A 25,364-nucleotide genomic window follows, 5' to 3' on the forward strand; every position below is an offset into this window, starting at 1 on the left:
GGGTCCTTGCGTCGGAAGCGGCAATGACGGAGTGTAAGGCCGCCATGAACCGACGCAACGCTTACCTCATCACGGCCGCGCTGGCGCTCCTTTCCGCCGGCCCCGCCTTGGCCGCTCCCGCCGTCGATCACAACCGGGAGTTCCAGGCCTGCCTGACGCTCGCCGAGAAGCGCCCGACCGAAGCGCTGGAGAGCGCGCAGACCTGGCTGAACCGCGGCGGCGGCGACCATGCCCGGCTGTGCCAGGCGCTGGCGCTGTTCCACAAGGGTGACTTCACCACTGCCGGGGCGCGGCTGGAGGAACTGGCCCCGGTGCTGGGCAAGGATGACCCGAAGGCCGGGGCCTCCATCCTCGGGCGGGCGGGGTGGGCATGGCTGCGCGCCGGTGACAACGCGCGGGCGGAGCGGGCCTACAGCCGCGCCCTGGCGCTCCAGCCGGACGACGTGGACCTGCTGATCGACCGCGCCATCGCGCGGGCCGAGACGGAGCGCTTCTGGGACGCCGTGGCCGACCTGGACGCGGCGCTGGCGAAGGACCCGCGGCGGGCCGAGGCCTATCTCTACCGCGCCGCCGCCCACAAGGCCCTGGCCAACGACCGGCAGGCCGTCGCCGACATCGACCGCGCGCTGGAACTGCGCCCCGGCGATCCCGACGCCCTGCTGCTGCGTGCCAACATCAAGGCGCAGGCCGGCAATCTGCCGGGCGCGCGGGAGGATTGGAGCCAGATCGTCCGCAACACGCCGAACAGCGCGGCGGCGAAGACGGCGCAGGCCAACCTTGACCGCTCCGCCAGGGCGCCGGCTCCCGCCGCCAAGGGCGACGCGAAGGGCGCGGCGGCCCCCGCAAAGCCCTAGTTTCTGTTGGGTCGTTACGCTCATTTCACAAGGCTCCTGCGACATTTGGCCGGCTGGACGGATGCGAACGCTTCGCAGGATCATTCGCGTCGAAGAGGGGCGGACAGCAACGCGCGCCCCCCACCTCCCGGTGCGATCAGGTGCAGCCATGAGCGGTCATCCCACCCCCGAAACGGGCTCGTCGCCCGGCGGACGGCATTTGGGCGAGTTGAAGAAGGGCGAGCGCGCCCGCGTGACCGGCGTCGATGAGCGGGGGGTCGTCACCACCCTTCCCGAAGGGGAGCTGGAGCGGCGCATGATCGAGATGGGGCTGGTCGAGGGCTCCCATGTCGAGGTCCTGCACGAAGCCTTTCCGGGCCGCGACCCCATCGCCATCCGCGTGAACGAGCACACGCTGGCGCTCCGCCGCGCCGAGGCGCGCGCCGTGCTGGTGGCGCCCGCCGCCTGACGCGAGGCGCCGCTTCCTTTTTCAGAACGACCCCCTGCAAGGACATCCGGCCATGTCGGTCCTGGACTCCGCCCTGCCGCCGCGCATCGCGCTGGTCGGCAACCCGAACTGTGGCAAGACCGCCCTGTTCAACGCGCTCACCGGTTCCCGCCAGAAGGTGGCGAATTATCCCGGCGTCACCGTGGAACGGAAGATCGGGCATTTCGTCAGCCCGCTCGGCCGCCGCGTTCAGGTGATCGACCTGCCGGGCACCTACAGCCTGCGCGCCCGCTCCCCCGACGAGGAGGTGACCCGCGACGTCGTGCTCGGCCGCTTCTCGCACGAGGACAGCCCCGACCTGCTGGTCTGCGTCGCCGACGCCACCAACCTGCGCCTGAACCTGCGGCTGGTGGTGGAGCTGAAGCGGCTGGGCCGCCCGATCATCCTGGCGCTGAACATGATGGACGCGGCGGAGAAGCGCGGCTGCCGCATCGACGCGGCGGCCCTGTCGGCCGCGCTCGGCGTGCCGGTGGTGCCGACCGTCGCCATCCGCCGCGGCGGCGTCCAGCCGCTGCTGGAGCAGATTGACGGCGCCATGGCCATGGCGTCCGATGCGGCGGCGGACGCGGCGGACAACGCCGCCCCCTGCGGCTGGAGCGAGCCCTCCTCGCGCGACCTGCGCGCCTACCACCAGGAGGTCGAGGGGCTGCTGGCCGGCTGCGTGGCCGACGCCGGCCTGCCGCCGCTGGCGACCCGGCGGGTGGACGCCGTGCTGCTGCACCCGGTGTTCGGGCTGGCCTTCCTGTTCCTCGTGCTGTTCCTGATGTTCCAGGCGGTGTTCGCCTGGGCCGAGGCGCCGATGAACCTGATCGACGGCGCGGTCAGCGGGCTCAAGGACTGGGTGGCCGCCACCCTGCCGGACGGCGCGCTGCGCAGCCTGCTGACCGACGGGATCATCGCCGGGGTGGGCAGCGTGGTCATCTTCCTGCCGCAGATCCTCGTGCTGTTCTTCTTCATCCTGGTGCTGGAGGCGACCGGCTATCTCGCCCGCGCCGCCTTCCTGCTGGACCGGCTGATGGGCGGGGTGGGTCTGCACGGGCGGGCCTTCATCCCGCTGCTGTCCAGCTTCGCCTGCGCGGTGCCCGGCGTCATGGCGGCGCGCACCATCGAGAACCGGGCCGACCGGCTGGCGACCATCATGATCGCCCCGCTGATGACCTGCTCGGCCCGGCTGCCGGTCTACACGCTGCTGATCGCGGCCTTCGTGCCGGACCGTCCGTTGCTGGGCGGTCTGGTCGGGCTGCCGGGGCTGGTGATGTTCGCGCTCTACGCCGCCGGCATCCTGTCGGCGCTGGCCGTCGCCTTCGTTTTGAAGGGCACGGTGTTCAAGGGTGCGCGTGAGCCGCTGCTGATGGAGTTGCCGGCCTACCGCCTGCCCAACCCGCGCGACATCGCGCTGGGCCTGTTCGAGCGGGCGAAGGTCTTCCTGGCGCGGGCCGGCACGACGATCTTCGCGCTGATGATCGTCATGTGGTTCCTGGCGAGCTTCCCCGGCGCGCCGGAGGGGGCGACCGAGCCGGCCATCCAGTATTCCATCGCCGGCATGATCGGCCACGCGCTGGAACCGCTGCTGGCGCCCATCGGCTTCACCTGGCAGATCGCCGTGGCGCTGGTGCCGGGCATCGCGGCGCGCGAGGTGGCGGTCGGCGTGCTGGGCACCATCTACGCGCTGAGCGAGAGCGGCGACGCGCTGCAATCCTCGCTGGCCGGGGCGCTCGCCGCCTCCTGGAGCCTGCCGACCGCCCTGTCGCTGCTCGCCTGGTATGTCTTCGCCCCGCAATGCGTCGCCACCCTGTCGGTGGTGAAGCGGGAGACCAACGGCTGGTTCTGGCCGGCGGTGATGTTCGCCTACATGATCACGCTGGCCTACGGGGCGAGCTTCATCACCTACCGCGTCGCCTCGGCGTTGCTGTAAGGGAAGGGGAGGGCACGGCCATGTGGCAGGATCTGCTGGTCGCGGTGGTGGTGGCGCTGGCCGCGGCGTGGACGGTGTGGCGGGTGATCCTGCCGGCCGGGCTGCGCGCCCGCCTGCTGGGCAGGACCGCGCCGAGGGGTTCTGGCTGCGGCGGCGGGTGCAAGGGCTGCGGCCCGGCCGGCGGCGGCTCAGGCTGCCACTGAGCGGGGGCGTCTAGCAGGGTGCGGAAAAAGGGCTGTGCACGGGCGGTTGGTCGTGATTCTTTTCGGTTGAGAAGAACGCGACCGACGAGGGGACGATGCGGGGTTCGGACGAACGCAGCGAGGGTCTGTTCAGCTACGTGAGCTGCGAGGCGCGGGTTCCAGCCAACCACCCGCTGCGAGCGATCCGGGCCATCGTGGACGAGGCGCTGGAGGTGATGTCGCCGGCGTTCGAGGGGCTGTACTCCAAGATCGGGCGCCCCTCGATCCCGCCGGAGAAGCTGCTGCGGGCGCTGCTGCTCCAGGCCTTCTACTCGGTGCGCTCGGAACGCCAGTTGATGGAGCAGCTCGATTACAACCTGCTGTTCCGCTGGTTCGTCGGCCTGTCCATGGACGCCCCGGTGTGGGACGTCACCGTGTTCACCAAGAACCGCGAGCGTCTTCTGGCCGGCGATGTGGCGGCCAAGTTCCTGGCGACCGTGCTGGGTCAGCCGAAGGTCAAGGCGCTGCTGTCGGACGAGCATTTCTCGGTGGACGGCACGCTGATCGAAGCCTGGGCGTCGGTGAAGAGCTTCCGGCCCAAAGACGGCAGCGGCGAGCCGCCGGGGCCGGGGCGCAACGGCGAGCGCGACTTCCATGGCGAGAAGCGGTCCAACGAGACGCATGCCTCGACCAGCGATCCCGAGGCGCGGCTCTATCGCAAGGGCAACGGCCAGCCGGCGAAGCTGGCCTTCATGGGCCACGCGCTGATGGAGAACCGCCACGCCCTGGTGGTGGACGTGCGGCTCACCGCGGCCAGCGGCCTGGCCGAACGTGCGGCGGCGGTGGCCATGATCGAGGCCATCCCCGGCCGCCACCGCATCACGGTCGGCGCTGACAAGGCCTACGACACCAAGGATTTCGTGGCGGACATGCGCGACTTGGGCGTGGCTCCGCATGTTGCCCGAAATACCAGCAACCGCCGCTCGGCGATCGACGGCCGGACCACCCGCCATCCCGGCTACGCCGTCAGCCTGCGGGTCCGCAAGCGGATCGAAGAGGTCTTTGGCTGGATCAAGGGAGCCGGCTTGCGCAAGACGCGCCATTGCGGAGCAGCCCGTGTCGGTTGGATGTTCACCCTAACCGCCACCGCTTACAACCTGATCCGCCTGCCCAAGCTGCTGGCTGCGGCATAATCACGCCCGCAATCCGCCTGAACGGCGGTTCTGGGAGCCTCGGAGCGAGGAAAAACGCTCCGTCCCGACCAAATCGCCCGCTGAAACCCGCATTCTCAGCCTCAGCGGAGGAAAAAGGCCGGAATATGTTCGTTTTTCCGCACCCTGCTAGAGGGCCGGAACCCGGACGGCGCCCCTTTTGACCGCGTACATCGCCTGATCGGCGTGGACGATGAGCTGCTGGGCATCCCGCCCGTCCTTTGGGTAGACCGCAACGCCGATCGACAGGGCGAGCGGCAGCCGCAGCCCGTCGATCAGGATGGGGGCCTCCAGCGCCGCCCGGCACTTGTCGGCCACCGTCTCCGCCCCGGCGGGAGTCACCTCCACTTCCAGGATGACGGCGAACTCGTCGCCGCCGATGCGGGCGATCAGGTCGGACTTGCGCAGCAGGCCGGACAGACGGCGCGCCACCTCGCGCAGCACCTCGTCGCCCCGGCTGTGGCCGTGGGTGTCGTTGATCGGCTTGAAGCCGTCGAGGTCGATGTAGAGCAGGGCGAACGGGGTGCCGCCGCGCTCGGCCCGGTCGATGGCCTGCTGCAGCCGGTTGTGGAACATGGTGCGGTTGGGCAGGCCGGTCAGCGCGTCGTGATGGGCCATGTGGGCCATGCGCGCCTCGCTCGCCCGCAGGGCGGCCTCCTGCTCCCGCAGCTTGCCCAGCAGGTAATTGAAACCCTGCGCCAGTTCCCCGACCTCGTCCATGCGCCGGACCGGCAGGGGCGACAGTTCGACGTGCCCGTCGGCCATCTGGTGCATCCGCCGCGCCGCTTCGGTCAGCGGGCGGAAGAAGCGGCGCATCCCGAAGAACAGAACGATCGCGGCGAAGGCGGCGATCATCAGGCTGTTCGTGGCGATGAAGGTCTGGAGGTCGCGCACCCCCTCGAAGGCCTCCGCGGTGGGCAGCCGGGCGACCAGGAACCAGCCCGCCGTCGGGACGGAGGCGATGGCGGACAACTCCTCCACCCCCGCCGCATTGACGGTGATCCCGGTGCCGCGGTAGCCGGCCATGGCCCGGTCGTGCAGCGGATTCACCCCTTCCGGCGGGGTGGCGGTCAGGATCATGCCGTGATCGCTGGCCGACACGAACAGCCTGTCGCGGGGGGAGACCAGGAGAAACCCACCGCTGCGCCCGATGCGGTTTCCCTGGACCAGGTTGAGGAAGCCGGGCGACGAGAGGGCCGTGGCACCGGCCAGGACCGCGATCGGGGTTCCGGCGGGACCGGTGACCGCCATCGCCATCACCACCATCGGCTCCCCGTCGATGGAGGAGCGGGCGGGACGCCCGATCACCGGTTCGCGGGATTCCAGCGCCGCCCGGAACCAGTCGCGATCCGAGACGTCGAAATCCGGCGACCGACGCCATTCCGGATAATCGGCGATGGCCCCCCGGCCGTCCAGCCGGACGACCATCAGCCCGCGTGAGAACAGGGGCGCGATCTCCTGATGCCGTTTCAGCCAGTCCCGCAGGACCATGGGATCGTCGAGCGCCGCCGATGGGAGGCTTCCGGCGGCGCGGCGCAGGAGATCGAGCCGCGCCTTGATCTTCTCGTCGATGTCGTGGGCGACGTAGGACGCCGTCGATTGCTGCTGGGACGAGGTAAGGTTGTTGATCTTGCCCTCCAAGAAGGAAGACAGGACCCAGATGCGCGCACAGGCACCGACGAAGACCAGAATTAGTCCAAACAGCATAAGACGGATGATGACGCTGCGGCATTGCCGTCGCAGTCCATCGGTCGCGGCGATGAGCATCTGCAAGCTCTACTCCTCCAAGAAACCGTCTTTTTATTTCCCAGATGGCTAGGCTTTCTGCCCACCGCCGGCCAAAGATAAACGATGCCACGCCTGTCCGGAAGACGGAAAGGGCCCGAAATTCTCGACAAATGCACCGGAACTGATTGAAAAAACGAAATATTTCCACCGCTGAGCGAAGAGGGCCCATGGTGTCTCGCGTCTTTTCCGCGTTGGTGATAACAAAGCCCATGGCGCGACGATGCGCCGGGCCGGTGTCCGGCCTCCCGCCACCCCGCCCTTCATGGTCCCTGTCCGATCCGGAGCGCCGAGATGCCGAACGACTCCAGCCGAGCCTCCGATCTTCTGCCCTCGGTTGCGGCGCGCCTGTGCGGCTCCGCTGGAACGGGGGAGGAGCTGAAGGCCATCGCCGATGTCTGCGAGGAGGCGCGGGCCGCGGGGTTGGGCGCCGATGCGGCGCTGATGGCCGCGCTGGAAACCGCCGCCGCGGGCGCCGACCCGATCCTGCGGGAATCCGCGCTGGCCCACATCTCGGGCGATCTGCGGCGCTTCGCCCGCATCCTGGACATGGTCGAGCATGTGCTGGACCTGGCGCCGCTGGACGGCATCAACCAGATCTACTGGTCGATGCAGCGGCAGATCTTCCTGGCGCGCATGGACGCCGCGACCATGCCCGGCTTCTTCACCGCCCGGCTCTTCCCCTTCTATGAACGCTTTCTGGGCGAGGTGGCGCGGCGCCTGGACCTCCACCCGGCTCCACGGCCCGCCGGGGCGCCGGCCAACGGACGGGTGGTGATGGTCACCAACCAGCTCCTGTCGGCCTATCATCAGCCGTCCCGCGACCTGCTGCGGCAGGCGGCCCTTCTGCAGGGGGGCGCCGGGCGGGAGGTGCTGATCCTCAACACCAACATGATGCCGGACCGCTACCACAGCCCGTTCGTCCCGCCCTTCGCCGCGGCCATCGAGGCGCAGTTGGACGGCGAGCAGCTCATCGCCTTCGAGGAGCAGCGCTTCCGCCTGATCTCCTCGGTCGAGCCGGGCCTGACGGCGGGCAAGCTCAAGGGTTTCCTGGCGGCGGTCGAGGCGTTCGACCCGGACGTGGTGATCGGCTTCGGCGGTTCCGTGCTGCTGGCCGACCTGCTGGGGGCGGTGCGGCCGCTGCTGTGCATCCCGACGACCACCGGCACGCCGGTCACCCTGGCGGACATCGCGCTGGACTTCGGCGGCACCACCCCGCCGCCGGAAGGGGGACGCTTCGCCCGGGCGTGGCGGCCGTTCCGCCTGTGCCTGTCGCTGCGTCCGGACGACGGCGCGTCTCCCGCCGCCCGCGCGGATTTCGGCCTTCCCGAGGACGCCTTTCCCTGCGTGGTGATCGGCAACCGTCTGGACGCCGAGGTGGGGGCGGGGTTCCTCGCCCTTCTGGAGCGGCTTCTCGACGCGATCCCGCGCGCCGTCGTGCTCTTTGCCGGGGACGCCGGGACGTTGCCCGGACGGCTCGCCGCGTCCCGCCACGCCGGACGGCTGCGCAGCCTGGGCTGGGTGGAGCGGATGGACGGGTTGCTGGGGCTGTGCGGCCTCTGCCTGAACCCGCGCCGCACCGGCGGCGGGGCGAGCGCGGCGCAGGCGCTGGCCGCGGGCGTGCCGATCCTGTCCTTTCCCGGCGGTGACGTGGCGAGCGTCGCCGGGCCGGATTTCCTGGTGACGGACGAGGAGGCCTTCATCGCGCGGGCGGTGGCGCTGGCGGATTGTCCGGAGCGGCTGGAGCAGACCCGCGCCGCCGCCCGCGCGCGCTTCGCGGCGGTCCAGGGGGAGGGCGGGGACGCCGCCCGTCTCGCCGCGCTGCTGGACGAGGCGGTCGCCCTGCACCGGCAGAGGGCGTGAGGACGGCGATGCGCGTGCTTCTCTGCGGGCAGGGAACCTCGGAAATCCTCTGGTCCATCCACGCCGCCCTGATCGCGCTGGGGCACGAATCGGTGCTGGCGCTTCCCGACATCTCGCGGGAGGTGATCGACCGGCCCATCGACGCCATCCTCGCGCTGAACCTGTTCGAGATCCCGCGCGACACGGTGGAGATGCTGACCACCTATGTGGCGTCCTTCGGCACGCGTCCGGCGCTGGTCCACATCTGCCTGAAGCACCCGTTGGAGGAGATCGGCGCCGCCACCCCCGCCGCGGTGGCGGAGGCGGATCGATGGATGGAACGCTGGAACGTCCGGATGTGGTGCATGTGCCCCAGCGTGGCGGAGCAGTGCGGGCGGCTGGGCCTGACGCGGGTGTTCCACGCCCCGCTGGGGGTGCATCCCTGGATCTGCGCCCTGCGGGATGGCGACGGCACGCTGCATCTCTACAAGCGCTGGATGTCCCAGGGCGATCCCGGTCTGGTCCGCCATCCCTACCGCGCCATGACGGGGGAGGCGGGGGACCGGGACGAGACGCCGCTGGTCGCCGGGCGCTTCGTCTATCTCGGCCAGGGCTGCCCGCCGGCGGAGCCTGGCGATCCCGCGGTCCGGCGCGCCGCCGAGGCCGTCGCCGAGGCGATGCGCGCCCGGCCGGCGCTGCACCGGACGGCGGCGATGGACCTGTGCGGTCTGGCCGGGCCGTCCGCCGATCCCGCCTGGACGCTGGCGTTCAACCGGGCCTTCGCCGCGGTCTTCGCGGTGGAGAACCGCCGGCGTTTCGCCACCGCCCTGCGCGACGCCTTCGGGGATGATTTCGCCCTGTGGGGGGACGGCTGGGACCGGTACGGCATCGCGGCGCACCCGGTCTCCCCGCAGCCGCGGGCCCTCTATCACGAGGCCGCGGCCTGCCTGGATTTCGGAAGCCTCGCCTACGACACGGCCATCTTCCCGCGCACCCTGGAGATCATGAAGCGCGACGGCCTGCTGGTGAGCTGGCGGCACGCCGACAGCGGCCAGCTGTTCGGCCCCGTCGAGGCGGACCTGACCTTCGGCGACGGCGAGGAGGCCGTGAAGCGGCTGGCGTCGCTGCGGGACGATCCGGACCGCCGGGCGCGGCTGCGGGCCGCCCATCGGGATTGGGTGTTCGACCGGCTGTCGCTGGAGCGCATCCTTTCCGCCGTGCTGGCCGCCGTGCTGGCTGGCGTGCTGGCCGACGGATGTCCGGCCCCTTCCCATACACCCCCTCAGGCCACCGATACCTCCGTATAGTGTTCAGGCCGGCCCGCCTCCGGCACAGTTGTGGCGAAGAGGAGGTTCCGCGACGCCCATGGAAAGGCCGATGTCGGCCTTCCCCCCGCGCCGCGGCTCTTTCGCGCGTCCAAAAATGGAGGGGGTTTTGAGCACGATCGCGACCAAGGACGGCACCCGCATCTTCTACAAGGACTGGGGCAGCGGACAGCCGCTGGTCTTCTCGCATGGATGGCCGCTCAGCGCCGACGCCTGGGACGGGCAGATGCTGTTCTTCGGCCAGCAGGGCTACCGGGTCATCGCCCACGACCGGCGCAGCCACGGCCGGTCCGACCAGACCTGGACCGGCAACCACATGGACCAGTACGCCGACGACCTGGCCGAACTGCTCGACGCGCTGGACGTGCGCGACGCGGTGATGATCGGCCATTCCACCGGCGGCGGCGAGGTCGCCCGCTACATCGGGCGCCACGGCACCGGGCGGGTCGCCAAGGCCGTTCTGGTCGGGGCGGTGCCGCCGATCATGCTGAAGACGGCGGCCAACCCCGGCGGCCTGCCGATGGAGGTCTTCGACGGCATCCGCAAGGGCACCTACGACGACCGGTCGCAGTTCTTCCTGGACCTCAGCATGCCCTTCTACGGCTTCAACCGCGACGGCGCCAAGGTGTCGGAGGGGCTGCGGCAGTCCTTCTGGCTTCAGGGCATGATGGCCGGGATCAAGGGCGCCTACGACTGCATCCAGCAGTTCTCGGAAACCGACTTCACCGAGGACCTGAAGAAAATGGCCGTCCCGACGCTGCTCATCCACGGCGACGACGACCAGATCGTGCCCATCGACGCGGCCGCCCGCCGCGCCGTGGAGATCGCGCCGCAGGCGACGCTGACGGTCTACGAGGGGGCGCCGCACGGCCTGACGGCCACCCACCAGGACCGCTTCAACGCCGACGTGCTGGCCTTCATCAAGGGGGCGTAAGCGGGGGGCCGGTCAGGCATCGCCGGCGAGGGTCACCTTGTCGGCGATGCGCACCAGATCGGGCAGGGACCGCGCCTGCATCTTGCGCATCACGTTGGCGCGGTGGACCTTCACGGTGATCTCGCTGAGCTGCAGCTCGGCGGCGATCTGCTTGTTGAGCTGGCCGGCGGCGACGAGCCGCATCACCTCCCGCTCGCGCGGGGTCAGGCTGCGGAACCGCTCGCGCAGGTCGTACAGCGCGTCCAGGGCGCGCCGGCGGTCGCGGTCGCGCTCGATGCCGGTGTGGACGGCGTCGATCAGGTCCTGGTCGCGGAAGGGCTTGGCCAGGAACTCGACGGCGCCGGCCTTCATCGCCGTCACCGACATGGGAATGTCGCCGTGGCCGGTGATGAAGACGACCGGCAGGTGGATGTCCGTCCCGTTCAGCTCGCGCTGGAACTCCAGGCCGCTCTGGCCGGGCAGCCGGACGTCCAGCACGAGGCAGCCCGGCGCGTCGGGCAGGCGTTGCTGCAGGAACTCCTGCGCCGAGGCGAAGGGCAGGGCGGTCAGCCCGACGGAGCGCAGCAGGCTGACCAGCGAGTCCCGGATCGACGGGTCGTCGTCGATGATGGCGACGAAGGGCGCGTCCACGGCCGTGGCGGAGCGGTCGGAGGCGGGCCGGTCGCTCATCGCGTCCGCTCCAGCGCCGCCCCGCCCTCCGACCGCTCCGGCTCGTCGTCAACGGGCAGGGTGAAGCGGAAGACGGCGCCGTGGGGCTGGTTGGCGGCCGCCCACAGCCGGCCGCCATGGGCCTCGATGATCGACTGGCAAATGGTCAGCCCCATGCCGATCCCATGCTCCTTGGTGGTGAAGAAAGGCTCGAACAGCCGCTCCTCCTGGGACGCCTGCAGGCCGGTGCCGGTGTCCTCCACCGACACGACGACGTCCGTGAGCCCGCGGCGGCGCGAGCGGATGCTCAGAACGCGCGGGCGGTCGGCGACCACGCTCATCGCATCGTCGGCGTTGGCGATCAGGTTCAGCAGGACCTGTTCGAGCTGCACCGTGCTGCCGTTGACCGGCGGCAGGCGCTGCTGAAGGTCGGTGCGCACGGCGATGCGGTTCAGGCGCCGCTCGCCCTCCGTGCGGTCCAGCGCGCTGCGGATCACGCCGTTGATGTCCAGCCGGCGGCGCTGGGGCGGCGCCTTGCGGAAGGAATCCCGGATGCAGGCGATCACCCGCGCGGCGCGGTGCCCGTCTTCGGAAATCCGCTTCAGCGCGGCCCGCACCTCCACCAGGTCGGGCGACGGGCGGTCCAGCCAGCGCAGCCCGGCGCCCGCGTTGGTGACCATGCTCGCCAGCGGCTGGTTGACCTCGTGCGCGATGGAGGCGGAGAGCGCTTCCAGGCTGGCCAGCCGCGCGTCGCGCACCCGCCGCTCCGCCGCCACCGAGCGGACCAGCCGCCCGTAGAGAGTCGTCATCTCGGCCAGCAGGACCAGCAGGACGACGCTGGAGGCGGCGAGCCCGAACAGCCGTCCCGACCACCAGCCGGCGCTGAAGCGCCCGCCGCTGATGAAGCTCAGCAGGCAGGTCTCGATGGCCCAGGCGGCCAGCACGACCATCAGCCAGAGGTCGAGGACCGAGAGGCGTTGCCGCCACAGGACGGCCAGCGCCGCGGCGCAGAGCGCCAGCGCCGTCACCGGCACGACCCGCCACAGCGGCGTTTCCCGCATGGTGTCGACCATCAGCCGCGGCAGCAGGGCGTCGTCGGCCAGCGCGAGGGCGGTGAGGCCCCCGGCCAGCGCCGTCGCCAGCGCCATGCCGCCGGCGATTGCGGGCAGGACCGGGCGGTGCGCCTCGCGCGGGCCGGCCTCCATGACCTTGAGCAGCGCGTAGGCCAGGATGAACAGCGGCAGCCCGAGGCGGCGCCCTGCGGCGACGATGGCCGTGCTCTGCAGGCCGGCGCCGAGCAGCCCGGTCGGCGCGAAGACGCCGGGGAAGGTCAGCGCCCAGGGAACGATCAGCAGCGCCGTGACCAGATAGCCGGCGGCCAGCGCCAGCAGGGCCGGCGAGCGTTGCGTGGCGTAGAGAGCGAAGAGCAGGACGGCGGTCATCAGCTCGGTCAGCAGCACCGCGGTGGCGTAGGCGGGCAGCAGGACCGCCGTCCCGTCCAGCGTCAGGCGGGCGAAGGGCGCCGCGATGGCCAGAGCGACCAGCAGCCCGGCCACCGTGCCGACGGCCAGCCGCGTCTGACCGGCCCGCGGGGGCAGGGTCGCCAGAAGAAACCGTTGGTCTCCGGGGTCATCGCTCGTGCGCATCACCGTCGCTCGCCCGCCCGTCCGGTCACGTCCGCCCTCAACCCTCAAGCCTCGAACCCTGTCCTTTATCCTGTCCGGCACCGGCGGCGAGCGGCGCCTTGGCCTGATATACCAAGGTATAGGGCCCGCAAACGCAAGTTCAATGTCGCCGTCCTCCGTCCCTGACCGATGCTTCGACACACCGCCGGGCCACAGACATCGTCACGTGTTTCGCCACGGCCATCGCCACACGGCCATCGCCATTGGCACCGGCGCCAAAAACAACGGGGATAGAGACATGACCATCACCGCCACCGCGACTCCTGGCAAACTGCTTGTTTCGCCGAAGGACCACGCGCTGATCATGATCGATCATCAGTCGCAGATGGCCTTCGCGACCCATTCGATCGACGCCACGACGCTGCGCACCAACACCGCGCTGGTCGCCCACGCCGCCGCCGGCTTCGGCGTTTCGACCATCCTGACCACGGTTGCGGAAAAGAGCTTCTCCGGCCCGATCTTCTCCGAGATCACCGAGGCCTTCCCGGGGGCGGAGGTCACCGACCGCACCTCCATGAACACCTGGGAGGACGCCAACGTCATCAAGCGGGTCAACGGCCTGGGCAAGACCCGGCTGGTCTTCTGCGGCCTGTGGACCTCGGTCTGCATCGTCGGCCCGACCCTGTCGGCGCTCGACCAGGGCTTCGAGGTCTACGTCATCGCCGACGCCTGCGGCGACGTCTCGGTCGAGGCGCACCAGCGCGCCATGGACCGCATGGTTCAGGCCGGCGTCCGCCCGATGACCTCGCTCCAGTACATGCTGGAGCTGCAGCGCGACTGGGCGCGCACCGAGACCTACGAGATGACCACCGGCATCGCCAAGAAGTACGGCGGCGCCTATGGCCTGGGCATCATCTACGCCAAGACGATGTTCGGCGCGTCGGAAGGCGGCCACAGCGCCGCCGCCTGATTGCGGCGCTGAGCCGCAGCGCTCAGCTTGCGGCGCGCGATGCCCCGCGCCGCGGCGGACCGGTCCCGACCCTCCCCGGGGCCGGTCCGCCTTTTCCCGCCCATCCGGACGAAGAACAGGCACGCCATGATGCCCTATCTGCTTTCCCTCGGCGCCGGCATCCTGGTCGGCGTCCTCTACGCGCTGCTCGGCGTCCGCTCCCCAGCACCGCCCACCATCGCCCTGATCGGCCTGCTCGGCATGCTGGTCGGCGAGCAGGCCGTGCCGGTGGTCAAGCGGCTGATCGCCGGGCAGCCGGTGCTGGCCTTCATCCAGAACGACTGCGCCCGCCACATCCTGGGGCCGCAGGCCGGCGCCGCTCCCGATGCCGCGACTCCGCCGGCCCCGGCCGCCGACGCACCCCCGCGGGGCCGGGCATGACCGGGACCGGAATCGGTCGCCGCGGCGCCATCGCCGGAAGCGCCGCCGCCGCCCTGCTCGCCTCGCCCCTGCTCACCCGCCTTGGGAATGCCGCCATGCCGTCTTCCGACCTTCTGATCGTCAACGCCAAGATCACGACGCTCGACCGCGCCAACCCGCAGGCCGACGCCGTGGCGATCCGCGACGGGCGCTTCCTCGCCGTGGGGCGGGAGGCCGAGGTGCGCGCCGCAGCATCTCCCGACGCCGCGGTGATCGACGCCAAGGGACGCCGCCTGATCCCAGGCCTGATCGACAGCCACATCCACGTCATCCGTGGCGGCCTGAACTACAACATGGAGTTGCGCTGGGACGGCGTGCCGACGCTGGCCGACGCCATGGCGATGCTGCGCGCCCAGGTGGCCCGCACGCCGGCCCCGCAGTGGGTGCGCGTCGTCGGCGGCTTCACCGAGCACCAGTTCGCCGAGAAGCGCCTGCCGACGCTGGAGGAGCTCAACGCCGCCGCCCCCGACACGCCGGTCTTCATCCTGCACCTCTACGACCGCGCGCTGCTGAACGGCGCTGCGCTGCGGGCGGTGGGCTACGGCAAGGACACGCCCAACCCGCCGGGCGGCGAGATCCAGCGCGACGCCGCGGGCAACCCGACCGGCCTGCTGCTCGCCCTGCCCAACGCGATGATCCTGTACTCCACCCTCGCCAAGGGGCCGAAGCTGCCGGAGGAGTATCAGGTCAACTCGACCCGCCATTTCATGCGGGAGCTGAACGGGCTGGGCGTCACCAGCGTGATCGACGCCGGCGGCGGCTTCCAGAACTACCCCGACGACTACGCGATCATCGAGAAGCTGCACGCCGACGGCGAGATGACGCTGCGCATCGCCTACAACCTGTTCACCCAGAAGCCGAAGGAGGAGTTGAAGGACTTCGCCACCTGGTCGGACAAGGTCAAGCCGGGCGACGGCGACGACCGCTATCGCCTGAACGGGGCGGGGGAGATGCTGGTCTATTCCGCCGCCGACTTCGAGGACTTCCGCGTCGCCCGGCCCGAGATGCCGCCGAACATGGAAACGGACCTGGAGCCGGTGGTCCGCCTGCTCGCCGAGCGGCGCTGGCCCTGGCGGCTGCACGCCACCTACGACGAGACCATCGGCCGGGCGCTCGACGTCTTCGAGAAGGTCAACCGCGACATCCCGCTGCAGGGGCTGAACTGGTTCTTCGATCACGCCGAGACGATCAGCGAGCGCAACATCGACCGCATCGCGGCGCTCGGCGGCGGCATCGCCGTGCAGCACCGCATGGCCTATCAGGGCGAGTATTTCGTGGAGCGCTACGGCGCCAAGGCCGCCGAGGCCACGCCGCCCATCGCGAAGATGATGGCCGCCGGGGTGCCGGTGGGCGCCGGGACGGACGCCACCCGTGTCGCCAGCTACAACCCCTGGGTCTCGCTGTCCTGGCTGGTCACCGGCAAGACGGTGGGTGGGCTGTCGCTCTACCCGATGGCCAACCGGCTGGACCGCGAGACGGCGCTGCGCCTGTGGACGGAGGCCAACACCTGGTTCTCCAACGAGCAGGGCAAGAAGGGCAGGATCGAAGCCGGGCAGCTCGCCGACGCGGCGCTGCTCAGCGACGACTACATGGCGGTGCCGGAGGACCGCATCCCCCACATCCGCTCCGTCCTGACCCTGCTGGGCGGCGCCGTGGTGCATGGCGAGGGCGATTTCGGCAAGCTCGCCCCGCCGCTGCCCAAGCCGATGCCCGACTGGTCGCCGGTCGCCACGGTCGGCGGCTATTACCGCGATCCCAAGACGGTGCAGAAGCAGGCGGCGGAGTGCGGTTGCCATTCCGGCTGCGCCGTGCACGGCCACGATCACGCGGCGGCGCTGGGCGCCGACGTGCCCTCGTCCGACGCGCGCAGCTTCTGGGGCGTGTTCGGCTGCGGCTGCTGGGCGGTGTGAGGGGGAGCGGAACGATGGCCGACAGCCTTTACACGCGCAAGGACGCCGCCGCCGCGCCGGTCGCCGCCCTGCTCGACTGGCCGGGGACCGCCTGGCTCGCCCGCCTCGCGCTGGCGGCGCCTTTCCTGGTCAGCGGGCTGGTCAAGCTGACGGACTTCAACGGTGCGGTGGCCGAGGCGGCGGGGCTGGGGCTCGGCCTGCCGGTCCTCGTCGCGGTGGCGGTGATCGTCACCCAGCTCGGCGGGTCGGCGCTGTTTCTGACACGGCGCTGGTGCTGGCTCGGCGCCGGGATTCTCGCCGGCTTCACGGTGGTCGCCACGCTGCTCGCCCACGCCTTCTGGACCTATGAGGGGCCGGACCGCGCCCGCCAGACCGCCACCTTCCTGGAGCATCTCGCCATCGTCGGCGGCTTCGCCGCGGCGGCGGCGCTCACCCACCGCGACTCCCACCGCCGGGGAGGGTCCGCATGACCGCCGAGACCGTGCCCTCCCCCGGGACCAAGCCGGCCGGGGCCTTCGCGCCGCTGCGCAACCGTCTGTTCGCCGTGCTGTGGGTGGCGGCGGTTCTGGGCAACGTCGGCACCTTCATGCGCGACGTGGCGAGCGCGTGGCTGGTCCTCGACCTGTCTGGATCGCCGTCCACCGTCGCGCTGATCCAAGCGGCGGGCTCGCTGCCCATCTTCCTGCTGGCGATCCCGGCGGGCGTGCTGTCGGACATCATGGACCGGCGGCGGATGCTGATCGTCATCCAGTGCCTGCTCGCCTGCGTCAGCGCCGCGCTGATGATCCAGGCGGCGCTGGGCGTCGCCAGCGTGGCCTCCATCGCCGGGCTGACCTTCCTGGGCGGTGTCGGGGCGGCGCTGATGGCGCCGGTCTGGCAGTCCATCGTGCCGGAGCTGGTGCCGCGCGGCGAGCTGAAGGGCGCCGTCGCGCTGAACAGCCTTGGCATCAACATCGCCCGCGCCATCGGCCCGGCGGCGGGCGGCGCGATCCTGGCCGCCGCCGGGGCCGCCGCCACCTACGCGGTGGACGTCTCCTCCTACATCATCGTCATCGCCGCCCTGCTGTGGTGGCGGCGCACCCCCGACACCCGCGACGATCTGTCGGAGCAGTTCGGCGGCGCGCTGCGCGCCGGGCTGCGCTACGCCCGCGCCAGCAAGGAGCTGCACCGCGTCTTCCTGCGCGCCGGCCTGTTCTTCGCCTGCGCCAGCGCCCTGTGGGCTCTGCTGCCCATCGTCGCCGGGCCGATGCTGGGCGGTGGACCGGGCTTCTACGGCCTGCTGCTCGGCGCCGTGGGGGCGGGGGCCATCGGCGGGGCGACCGTCCTGCCGCGCCTGCGCGAGCGCCTGGGCGCGGACGGCCTCATGCTGGCGGCGGCGCTGGTCACCGCCGTCGTCATGGGCATCCTGGCCCTGGCCCCGCCGCGCTGGCTGGCGCTGCCGGTGCTGCTGGGCGCCGGGGCGGCCTGGATCGCCGTGCTGACGACGCTGAGCGCGACGACCCAGGCGATCCTGCCCAACTGGGTGCGCGGGCGCGGGCTGGCGCTCTACCTAACCGTGTTCAACGGCGCCCTGACGGCGGGCAGTCTCGGCTGGGGGGCTCTGGCCGACGCGATCGGCGTGCCGGCCACCCTGTGGGTCAGCGCCGCCGGGCTGCTGGCCGTCGCGGTGCTGTCCCGCGCGGTGCCGCTGCCGGAGGGCGAGGCCGACCTCACCCCGTCCAACCACTGGCCGGAGCCGCTGACCGCCGAGCCGGTGCGCAACGACCGTGGTCCGGTCCTCATCACCATCGAGTACCGGGTGGCCGCCGCCGACCAGCACGCCTTCCACGCCGCGCTCCGCCGTCTGTCGGAGGCGCGGCGGCGGGACGGCGCCTACGCCTGGGGCGTCAGCCAGGATTCCGGCGATCCGGAGCGGGTGCTGGAGTGGTTCTTCGTCGAATCCTGGGCGGAGCATCAGCGCCAGCACCGCCGGGTGTCGCACGCCGACGCGGACGTGCAGAAGGAGGCGCTGGCCTTCCACCGCGGCGACGGGCCGCCGCGGGTGTCGCATTTCCTGGCGCTGGAGCACGGCGCGGGAAAGGCGTCGTGAGGCGGTGGCGCGGGGCGTTGGTCGCGGCTCTGCTGCTCCAATCCGCCCCGGCCCCTGCGGAGACCCTCGCGGAGACGCCGCCGCCCCTGACCAACAGCCGCTACGACGAGGACTACCGCTACCTCCTCGACCCCGCGGCGGGCAGCGGCGCCTTCTGGGAGCGCTTCAAGGCGATCCCGCTCACCCCCGGCGGCACCGTCTCCCTGTCCACCGGGCTGGAGGCGCGGCTGCGCGGTGAGGCCGTGCGCAACAGCGGCTGGGGGCAGGACGAGCCGAGGAACGACGCCTACGGCCTGTGGCGGCTGCTGCCCTATGCCGACCTGCGCGCCGGGTCGGCCCTGCGCGTCTTCGGGCAACTGATCATGGCCGGTTCGGCGGGCAAGCTCGGGCCGGAGGGGGCGCCGGACGTCGACCGCGCCGACCTGCTGCAGGGCTTCGCCGATCTGTCCGTCCCGCTGGGGAGCGCGCAGGGCACGCTGCGGGCCGGGCGCCAGATGCTCGCCTACGGGTCGGAGCGGCTGATCAGCCTGCGCTACGGCGCCAACGTGCCCCGCGCCTTCGACGCGGTGACGGGGATCGTGAACGCCGGCCCCTGGCGGGTGGACGGCTTCCTCGGCCGCCCGGTCCGCGCGGCGCCGGACCTGTTCGACGACCGGCGCGACGGCGGGCGCTCCGCCTGGGGGCTGTACGCCACGCGCGGCGCGGGCGAGGGCTGGGGTACCGGACTGGACGCCTACTACATCGGCTACGGCAACCGGGCGGCGTCCTTCGAGGGCGGGGAGGGGCGGGAGGAGCGGCACACGCTGGGCACCCGCCTGTTCGGAAAGGCCGACGGCTGGGATTGGAACTGGGAGGCCATGCTCCAGACCGGCCGGATCGACGGCGATACCATCGCCGCATGGTCGGTCGCCAGCGACACCGGTCACCGCTGGGATGGCCTGCCGCTGCGCCCGCGGCTCGGGCTGAAGGCCAACATCGCCAGCGGCGACCGCGATCCCGGCGACGGGCGGCTCGGCACCTTCAACCCCCTCTTCCCCCGCGCGAAGTATTTCGGGGAGCTGACCCCGGTCGGGCCGCTGAACCTGATGAACCTGCATCCGTCCGTGGATGTGGCGCTGTCGGACGACTTTAGCCTCTCCGCCTCGGCCATCGCCTATTGGCGGATGAGCCTGGAGGACGGCGTCTACGACCTGTCCGGAAACCTGCTCCGCTCCGGCGCCGAATCGCGGTCGCGTTACATCGGCACGCAGGGGGAGCTTGTGCTGTCCTACGCCGCCGGGCGCACGGTCGAGGGGCTGCTGTCCTACTCGCTGTTCCGGCCCGGCTCCTTCCTTCAGGACACCGGCCCCGCGAAGACGATCCACTTCGTCGGGATGGAGGCGGTGTTCAAGTTCTGATGGGCCATGGGTATGTTTCGGTACGGTACCTGCGCCGGCCCCCTCCTTTGGCGGCATGGTTGCGAATGTCATGATGCACAGGGGCGCAGCAGCATGTTCCGCAGCACCGGTCCGGCCTTCCTCCTCGCAATTCTCGCCTTGCCGGTTGGGTTGCAGGCGCCGGCCATGGCCGCCGAGATGCCGGATCGGGCGGCGCAGGGGGCCGATGTGTTCGACCTGTTCGACGAAAATCACGACGGGCGGATTTCGAACGCGGAGTTTCAGAACAACAAGATTCTGGTCTTCTATGTCTGGGACCGGAACCGGGACCTCGTGCTGACACCCGATGAGACACCGCTGAGGCCCGAGGTGTTCACCGCCGCCGCCGGGCCGGACGGGCGGATCGACAGCTTGGAGTTCATCACGGTCATCGACGAGGCGTTCCTCATCGCCGACACCAACCGCGATTCCACGCTCGACCGGCAGGAACTCCTGGCCTTCCGGCAACGCATCCGCCCCTGAAGCGTGCCGCGGCCGGCGGGGCGCCGCCATCCGCTGCGACGGTTGCGGAGGGATACGGTAACTTACGCCCGCTGCCGTGTCGGGAACGCCGGGCGCCCGTGTAACGTTGCCGTCCGGACGACCCAACCATCCAAGCGACCCAAACACAGGCGGAGACGATCCATGAAGCGCCGAGTCCGTGCCATCCTTGCGGTGTTCCTGACCGGCGCGGTCCTGGCCGGCTGCGCGCCGGCCTCCGAAACCGCGCCGCCGTCCGCCGCCATGGCCCCGGCGAGCGCCGATCCCACGCCGCGCCTGTCCATGGTCGAGAATGTCCGCTCCACCGCCAAGGTCCGCGGCGTCGACAAGGCGGCGCGGACGGTGATCCTGCAATTCCAGGACGGGCGGGAGGAGGCGGTGACCGCCGGAAGCGGGGTGCGGAACTTCGACCGCATCAAGGTCGGCGACACCGTGCAGATCGAGTACGCCCGCCTGACCAACATCGTCACCCAGCCGCCGGGCGGCGGGCCGGGCGCCGTTCAGCGGAGCAGCACGGACCGCGCCGCGGTCGGCGAGATGCCGCGCGCGTCGGCGATCACCACGACCCAGGTGACCGAGGTCGTCGAGGCCATCGACCTCAACCGGCGGACGGTCACGCTGCGCGGGCCGCAGGGCCGCACGCGCACGGTTCCGGTGCCGCCGGACGTGCAGGGGCTGGAGACGGTGAAGCCCGGCGACGAGGTGGTCATCAGCCGGACGGAGGCTGCCACGGTCACCGTGATGCGATGAGGGAAGAGGAGAAAGCCACCGAGGAGGGAAGGTGGCGCGAGTGACGGGACTTGAACCCGCGGCCTCCGGCGTGACAGGCCGGCGCTCTAACCAACTGAGCTACACCCGCAATATGGCTCCGGATGCTGGACTCGAACCAGCGACACGCGGATTAACAGTCCGCTGCTCTACCGACTGAGCTAATCCGGAACGGAGGCCGGCTTATAAGCCCCTTTCCGGGGGCTGGCAAGGGGAAAACGGACTGTCGGCAGAATTTTTCGAGCGACGCCCGCGGCGGCGATGCAGGGCCGTGACAATGGGGCGGAAATGTGGCGAAAGCCTCGCGCGCCGGTTGACAGGGGGCGCGGCTTTCGCTTCCTTCCGGCGCCGGTTCCCGTCTCCATCCCCTGCCGCTGGTCCCCGTCCGCCATGTCCAAGGTCGTTCCCTTCGCCCAGGCGCGCGAAGCCCTTCTCGCCCGCCTCACCGAGCAGCTTCCCCCCTCCACCGAATGGGCCGGGCGCCTGATGCTGATGCCGGACGGCGACCGGGTGGAGCCGATGCCCGCAACGGAGGCGGTCGAGGTGCTGCGCGCCTTCCGCGCCGGGCTGGGCGAGGCCATCGGCGCCGCCCCCTGCTCGGTCGGCGGCATGTGGGTGTCGCGGGAGGACTGCCTGGACTGGGATGGGCTGCTGGCCCCGCTGGCGGTGGCCGCCGGCTATGTGGTGGCCGGGGCGACCGGCGGCGCCGGCCTGTCGGTGGAGCTGTTCCGCTGCAAGAGCGCGCTGGCCGGCTGGGGCGTGCGCGGCCTGCGCGGCGAGCCGGCGGTGGCCCGCTCCGCCGGCTACGCCGTGGTGATGGTCAGCCGCCGCCCGGACGACCAGGAGATCGTCCTGGACCGCGTGATGGACACCTTCGGTTTCGTGATGCGCAGCCAGGGCGAGCCGGTGGTGGACACCGGCGACCTGAACGCCCGGCTGGCCCGCCGGGCCTGCCCGCTGCGGCGATAACCGGGCGGTCAGCGGTTCGGCGCCTCGGCCTGCACGATGCGTGCGACGGTTTGCAGACGCTGCACGTCGCGCACTTCCAGAACGATGCCCAGGTTCAGCGCGGCGAGCGTGTCCACCAAGGATCGCATGCTGTCCCGCACCCGCTCCAGCGCGTCGGGACCATGGTCCGATTCGCTGTCGAGAGAACTGACGAAGGCACTGATTTCCAACTGCATTTGCGCCCGGCTCCGCCTGTGTGGTGGGTGCTGCCCCTGAAGGCGTTACTCCGATCCGCGCGGTCCCGTCCATGACGCTTGCGCCATAGGCCGCAGGGCGAATCCCCCCATCCACTCGGCAGGGAACTAGGTCGGAGGGCGGCGGAAGCGCAGGGGTTCGCCGAAGCCGGGGACGGCGAAACGGGCGGGATCGACCGCCTGCTCGGCCAGCGCGTGGTGCAGCGCCCGGATCGGGGCGTCGATGCCCTCGGCGGTGAGCTGGAAGGTGCCGAAATGCATGGCGACGCTGTGCCGCGCCCCCAGGTCGCGGTGCGCCCGCACGGCGTCGGCCGGGTTCATGTGCTGGGCGGCCATGAACCAGCGCGGCTCGTAGGCGCCGATCGGCAGCAGGGCGACGTCGATCGCGCCGAACCGCCGCCCGATCTCCCGGAAATGCGGGCAATAGCCGCTGTCGCCCGCGAAATAGACGGCGGACTCCGGCGTCTCCACCACGAAGCCGCCCCACAGGGTCTTGCGCCGGTCGAAGGGGCTGCGGGCGGACCAGTGCTGCGCCGGGACGAAGGTGATGCGGGTGCCGTGCGGGCCGGGCAGGCTGTCCCACCAGTCCAGCTCATGCACCGCGTCGAAGCCGGCGCGGCGCATCATCGGGCCGTTGCCGAGCCCCGTCATCACCTGCGGCACGCCGCGCCGCCGCGCCAGATGGCGGAGCGTCGGGGCGTCGAGATGGTCGTAGTGGTTGTGGCTGAGCAGCACCGCGTCGATGGCCGGCAGATCCTCCATCCGCACCGCGGGCGGGCGCACCCGCTTCGGCCCCAGCCGCCCGAAGGGACCGGCATGGTCGGAATAGACGGGATCGGTCAGGAAGGCGGCTCCGCCGATCTGGATCAGGAAGGTCGCCTGCCCGATGAAGGTGACCGCGACCTCGCCGCGCGCCGGTGTGACAGGGCGGAAGGGGCGGGGCGGCTCCGGGTCCGGCGGCGTCCAGCGCGGGCCGCGCGCCTTGTAGAGCCGCCACAGATCGCGCGGGCCCTTGTCCGTGTCGGCGTGCGGGTTGAAGAAACGGCGCCCGTCCCAGTGATCGGACGGAACGGCGGGAAAGCGGGGCTGGCTGTCGTCGCGCGGCATGACACGAGAAGTGGGGTGGTGCGGCGGCTTTGGCTAGACCGCCGTCTTCCGCGATGCGGCAGGAACGCGGCGTTCGTCAGCGAAACAGTTCGCAAACCTGAACGTCAGTTATTTAAAGCATTGAAAGCGTTGCGTTTTTTGGGGTCTGCCCTGCAATAAGCGCGCGTGTGGTATTAGGTATACCAGAGCATATTGGTCTCAACGAACAACGCCCCCGATAACGCCTCCCAACGATTGGAGACCATCATGAACAGCTCGACCTACACCCACATCGGCAGCGACCGCGCCCCGTCCTCCGCCCTCCAGGCCGTCCGCGAGTTCCTCGCCGCCTGGCTGCGCGCGACGCCGGCCTACATCGTGTATCGCTCCATCAACGAGCGTTGATTGGCGAGCGCCGGGTCACGAACGCTGAATGTTGAACGGGGGCGGCCCAGCGGTCGCCCCCGTGCTGTATCAACGCGGTGCGTCCCGGTTCAGGACGCCGGCGTGAAGTTCCGGTTCCAGACCGGTTCCAGGGTCGGCAGGGCCAGGACCCGCTCCGCCACGCCCGAGAGCTTCGGGCAATGCTCTGTGAACCAGGCGCGGCGGGGGCGCCAATGCACCATTGCCCCGACGTAGATGTCGAGCGCGCTGAAGCGCTCCCCCAACACCCACGGGCCTTCGCCCAACTGCGATTCCAGCCAGAGCCACAGCGTCTTGCGGTGCTCCACCATCGCCGCACCGAGCGCCTCCGGGGTCTCCGTCACCCAGCGCTCCGGGTAATCGCCGTAGGTGAAGGTCGGGTAGACGTTGGCCACCAGCCAGACCAGCAGCCGCAGGAAGGCCGCGCGCTCCGGCGAGTCCGGCGGCGGGGCCAGTCCGGATTCCGGATGCCGTTCGGCCAGCAGCAGCGCGATGGCCGCGCTTTCCGTCATCACCGTCCCGTCCGGCAGGACCAGGGTGGGAATCTGCCCCAGCGGGTTCAGCGCCAGCAGCGTCTGCCGCGCCTCGCCCGGCGCGTCGAAGCCCTCGACATTTTTGAAGACGAAGGGCGCGCCGCACTGGACCAGCATCGCTTCGGCCAGGACGGACCCCCAGCCGGGGGCGCCGTAAAGCCTGTAGCCCGCTCCGCTCATTCCCGATCCCTCCCATCCTGGGGTGCCTGTTCCGCCGCCAAAGCCCAAAAGGCTTCCGCCGCCGGGCTCTGGCGCGCGCGCGGGCGGTAGAGGCGGACCTCCACCGGGATTTCCCAACCCGTCCCGCCGGCCCGCACCAGCCGTCCCTGCGCCACGTCGTCACCGATCAGGCTGTCCGGCAGCCACGCCACGCCGCGCCCGTCGCGGGCCAGTGTGCGCAGCACCGCGGCGAGGTGCGAGGTGAAAACGGTATCGAGCGCCAGAGGCGCCGGAAAGCCGCCGCGCGCCGCCGTGACGATGCGTCCCATGCCCGATTCCGGGCTGTAGGCGAGATGGGGCAGGGCGGACCCACCGCCGGACAAGGGATAGCGCGGCGCGCCCGCCTCGTCCGGTGCGCAGACCGGCACCAAGCGGTCGCTCCCCACCGCGGCCGAGCGGAAGGCCCCGCCCTCCAGCCGGGAGGGGGCCGCCGCATGGGCGTGGCACAGCAGGAACTGCGCCTGCCCCTGGGTCATGACCTGCTCGCAGGCCTGCATGCTGTCGGACAGCAGATGGATGGCGCCCAGCCGCGCCTGTCCCTCCAGCCGGCTCAGCCAAGTCGGGAAGAAGGTCAGCGACAGCGCGTGGGTCGCCGCGAAGCGCAGCGCCGTGGCCGCCGCCCCGCCGGCCAGCCGCGCCTCCTCCCGCCCTTGCAGAAGGCGGCGCACCGTTTCGTCGGCGAAGGGGCGGAAGCGGCGCCCGGCCTCGGTCAGCCCGACCGGCTGGGTGCTGCGGTCGAACAGAGGCGTGCCGGTCCAGTCCTCCAGCGCACGGATGCGGCGGCTGAAGGCCGGCTGGGTCAGGTTGCGCCGCTGCGCCGCGCGGGAGAAGTTGCCGCACTCCGCGAGGGCGAGGAAGTCCTCGAGCCAGTTCAGTTCCATCGGTGACTCATCAGCCCATGCCGGACGCGCATCACGCGATTGGAAACTGGCATTGGCCCGGCGGTCCCGTCCATCCCTATCCTGCGGCCCAGGGCATCGG

25 protein-coding genes and 2 tRNA genes are annotated in these 25,364 nt (G+C 71.0%); 18 read left to right on the plus strand and 9 right to left on the minus strand.

The genetic code is table 11. The features are described from left to right. Positions 1-44: 44 nt before the first annotated feature. The 5 genes from D3869_RS20980 to D3869_RS21000 all read left to right on the plus strand — a co-directional run bounded on the left by D3869_RS20980 (position 45) and on the right by D3869_RS21000 (position 4,631). Positions 45-854, plus strand: a complete 810-nt coding sequence (locus D3869_RS20980; protein WP_247895820.1) for a tetratricopeptide repeat protein — start codon at positions 45-47, stop codon at positions 852-854. Between the two features lie 148 nt (positions 855-1,002). After that, positions 1,003-1,302: a FeoA family protein gene (locus D3869_RS20985; RefSeq protein ID WP_137141747.1), complete on the plus strand. Its 300-nt coding sequence runs from the start codon at positions 1,003-1,005 to the stop codon at positions 1,300-1,302. A gap of 52 nt (positions 1,303-1,354) precedes the next feature. After that, complete coding sequence (gene feoB, locus D3869_RS20990; protein ID WP_137141748.1) at positions 1,355-3,256, plus strand: ferrous iron transporter B; 1,902 nt, start codon at positions 1,355-1,357, stop codon at positions 3,254-3,256. A gap of 20 nt (positions 3,257-3,276) precedes the next feature. Further along, positions 3,277-3,459, plus strand: a complete 183-nt coding sequence (locus D3869_RS20995; protein WP_137141749.1) for a hypothetical protein — start codon at positions 3,277-3,279, stop codon at positions 3,457-3,459. A gap of 95 nt (positions 3,460-3,554) precedes the next feature. Continuing rightward, complete coding sequence (locus D3869_RS21000; RefSeq protein ID WP_137141134.1) at positions 3,555-4,631, plus strand: IS5 family transposase; 1,077 nt, start codon at positions 3,555-3,557, stop codon at positions 4,629-4,631. 147 nt (positions 4,632-4,778) lie between these two features. Here D3869_RS21000 and D3869_RS21005 read toward each other — a convergent pair whose 3' ends face one another. Beyond that, the gene (locus D3869_RS21005; protein ID WP_137142039.1) at positions 4,779-6,416 is read right to left on the minus strand and encodes a bifunctional diguanylate cyclase/phosphodiesterase; all 1,638 of its coding nucleotides are present in this window, start codon (positions 6,414-6,416) and stop codon (positions 4,779-4,781) included. Positions 6,417-6,728: 312 nt separating this feature from the next. On the opposite strand from D3869_RS21005, the gene D3869_RS21010 reads away from it, so the two are divergent. The 3 genes from D3869_RS21010 to D3869_RS21020 all read left to right on the plus strand — a co-directional run bounded on the left by D3869_RS21010 (position 6,729) and on the right by D3869_RS21020 (position 10,535). After that, the gene (locus D3869_RS21010) at positions 6,729-8,297 is read left to right on the plus strand and encodes a glycosyltransferase (protein ID WP_137141750.1); all 1,569 of its coding nucleotides are present in this window, start codon (positions 6,729-6,731) and stop codon (positions 8,295-8,297) included. An 8-nt stretch (positions 8,298-8,305) separates the two neighbouring features. After that, positions 8,306-9,583, plus strand: a complete 1,278-nt coding sequence (locus D3869_RS21015; RefSeq protein WP_137141751.1) for a glycosyltransferase family protein — start codon at positions 8,306-8,308, stop codon at positions 9,581-9,583. A gap of 127 nt (positions 9,584-9,710) precedes the next feature. Next, positions 9,711-10,535: an alpha/beta fold hydrolase gene (locus tag D3869_RS21020; RefSeq protein ID WP_137141752.1), complete on the plus strand. Its 825-nt coding sequence runs from the start codon at positions 9,711-9,713 to the stop codon at positions 10,533-10,535. 12 nt (positions 10,536-10,547) lie between these two features. Here D3869_RS21020 and D3869_RS21025 read toward each other — a convergent pair whose 3' ends face one another. Next, the gene (locus tag D3869_RS21025) at positions 10,548-11,204 is read right to left on the minus strand and encodes a response regulator transcription factor (RefSeq protein WP_137141753.1); all 657 of its coding nucleotides are present in this window, start codon (positions 11,202-11,204) and stop codon (positions 10,548-10,550) included. Continuing rightward, positions 11,201-12,829: a sensor histidine kinase gene (locus D3869_RS21030; protein ID WP_137141754.1), complete on the minus strand. Its 1,629-nt coding sequence runs from the start codon at positions 12,827-12,829 to the stop codon at positions 11,201-11,203. Before D3869_RS21030 ends, D3869_RS21025 begins: the two co-directional genes overlap by 4 nt. A 277-nt stretch (positions 12,830-13,106) precedes the next feature. Here D3869_RS21030 and D3869_RS21035 point away from each other — a divergent pair, with 277 nt between their 5' ends. From D3869_RS21035 to D3869_RS21070, 8 genes are all read left to right on the plus strand, one after another. Continuing rightward, positions 13,107-13,778 (plus strand): hydrolase, encoded by a 672-nt coding sequence (locus D3869_RS21035; RefSeq protein WP_014197758.1) that lies wholly within the window; start codon positions 13,107-13,109, stop codon positions 13,776-13,778. A gap of 126 nt (positions 13,779-13,904) precedes the next feature. Continuing rightward, positions 13,905-14,198, plus strand: a complete 294-nt coding sequence (locus D3869_RS21040; RefSeq protein ID WP_137141755.1) for a XapX domain-containing protein — start codon at positions 13,905-13,907, stop codon at positions 14,196-14,198. Next, positions 14,195-16,147 carry an amidohydrolase gene (locus D3869_RS21045; RefSeq protein ID WP_137141756.1) on the plus strand — a complete coding sequence of 651 codons (1,953 nt, stop codon included), beginning with the start codon at positions 14,195-14,197 and terminating at the stop codon, positions 16,145-16,147. Before D3869_RS21040 ends, D3869_RS21045 begins: the two co-directional genes overlap by 4 nt. A 14-nt stretch (positions 16,148-16,161) precedes the next feature. Continuing rightward, the gene (locus tag D3869_RS21050; protein WP_175426540.1) at positions 16,162-16,617 is read left to right on the plus strand and encodes a DoxX family protein; all 456 of its coding nucleotides are present in this window, start codon (positions 16,162-16,164) and stop codon (positions 16,615-16,617) included. Next, positions 16,614-18,236, plus strand: coding sequence for an MFS transporter (locus D3869_RS21055; RefSeq protein WP_137141757.1), 1,623 nt, complete (start codon positions 16,614-16,616; stop codon positions 18,234-18,236). The genes D3869_RS21050 and D3869_RS21055 overlap by 4 nt, the downstream gene beginning before the upstream one ends. After that, complete coding sequence (locus D3869_RS21060; RefSeq protein ID WP_137141758.1) at positions 18,233-19,633, plus strand: alginate export family protein; 1,401 nt, start codon at positions 18,233-18,235, stop codon at positions 19,631-19,633. Before D3869_RS21055 ends, D3869_RS21060 begins: the two co-directional genes overlap by 4 nt. Before the next feature lie 93 nt (positions 19,634-19,726). Continuing rightward, positions 19,727-20,134 (plus strand): hypothetical protein, encoded by a 408-nt coding sequence (locus tag D3869_RS21065; RefSeq protein ID WP_175426541.1) that lies wholly within the window; start codon positions 19,727-19,729, stop codon positions 20,132-20,134. A gap of 162 nt (positions 20,135-20,296) precedes the next feature. Next, positions 20,297-20,902, plus strand: coding sequence for a hypothetical protein (locus D3869_RS21070; RefSeq protein WP_137141760.1), 606 nt, complete (start codon positions 20,297-20,299; stop codon positions 20,900-20,902). 32 nt (positions 20,903-20,934) lie between these two features. Here D3869_RS21070 and D3869_RS21075 read toward each other — a convergent pair. Next, positions 20,935-21,011 (minus strand) — tRNA-Asp (locus D3869_RS21075). A 4-nt stretch (positions 21,012-21,015) separates the two neighbouring features. Beyond that, a tRNA-Asn gene (locus D3869_RS21080) sits at positions 21,016-21,091 on the minus strand. A gap of 219 nt (positions 21,092-21,310) precedes the next feature. On the opposite strand from D3869_RS21080, the gene D3869_RS21085 reads away from it, so the two are divergent. Beyond that, positions 21,311-21,889 carry a hypothetical protein gene (locus D3869_RS21085; protein WP_137141761.1) on the plus strand — a complete coding sequence of 193 codons (579 nt, stop codon included), beginning with the start codon at positions 21,311-21,313 and terminating at the stop codon, positions 21,887-21,889. Positions 21,890-21,897: 8 nt separating this feature from the next. Here D3869_RS21085 and D3869_RS21090 read toward each other — a convergent pair whose 3' ends face one another. Both D3869_RS21090 and D3869_RS21095 read right to left on the minus strand, forming a co-directional pair. Further along, positions 21,898-22,104 carry a hypothetical protein gene (locus D3869_RS21090; RefSeq protein WP_137141762.1) on the minus strand — a complete coding sequence of 69 codons (207 nt, stop codon included), beginning with the start codon at positions 22,102-22,104 and terminating at the stop codon, positions 21,898-21,900. Positions 22,105-22,230: 126 nt separating this feature from the next. Next, on the minus strand, positions 22,231-23,229 hold the full coding sequence (locus tag D3869_RS21095; RefSeq protein WP_137141763.1) for an MBL fold metallo-hydrolase: 999 nt from the start codon (positions 23,227-23,229) through the stop codon (positions 22,231-22,233). A 246-nt stretch (positions 23,230-23,475) separates the two neighbouring features. On the opposite strand from D3869_RS21095, the gene D3869_RS33190 reads away from it, so the two are divergent. Beyond that, entirely contained in the window at positions 23,476-23,613 is a 138-nt protein-coding gene (locus D3869_RS33190; RefSeq protein ID WP_175426542.1) for a hypothetical protein, read from the plus strand. Between the two features lie 89 nt (positions 23,614-23,702). On the opposite strand, the gene D3869_RS21100 is transcribed toward D3869_RS33190, so the two are convergent. Both D3869_RS21100 and D3869_RS21105 read right to left on the minus strand, forming a co-directional pair. Beyond that, on the minus strand, positions 23,703-24,344 hold the full coding sequence (locus D3869_RS21100) for a glutathione S-transferase family protein (RefSeq protein ID WP_137141764.1): 642 nt from the start codon (positions 24,342-24,344) through the stop codon (positions 23,703-23,705). After that, the gene (locus D3869_RS21105; RefSeq protein WP_137141765.1) at positions 24,341-25,264 is read right to left on the minus strand and encodes a LysR family transcriptional regulator; all 924 of its coding nucleotides are present in this window, start codon (positions 25,262-25,264) and stop codon (positions 24,341-24,343) included. The genes D3869_RS21100 and D3869_RS21105 overlap by 4 nt, the downstream gene beginning before the upstream one ends. Between the last annotated feature and the right edge of the window lie 100 nt (positions 25,265-25,364).

This window comes from Azospirillum brasilense (genome assembly GCF_005222205.1).
GTDB lineage: Bacteria > Pseudomonadota > Alphaproteobacteria > Azospirillales > Azospirillaceae > Azospirillum > Azospirillum brasilense_G.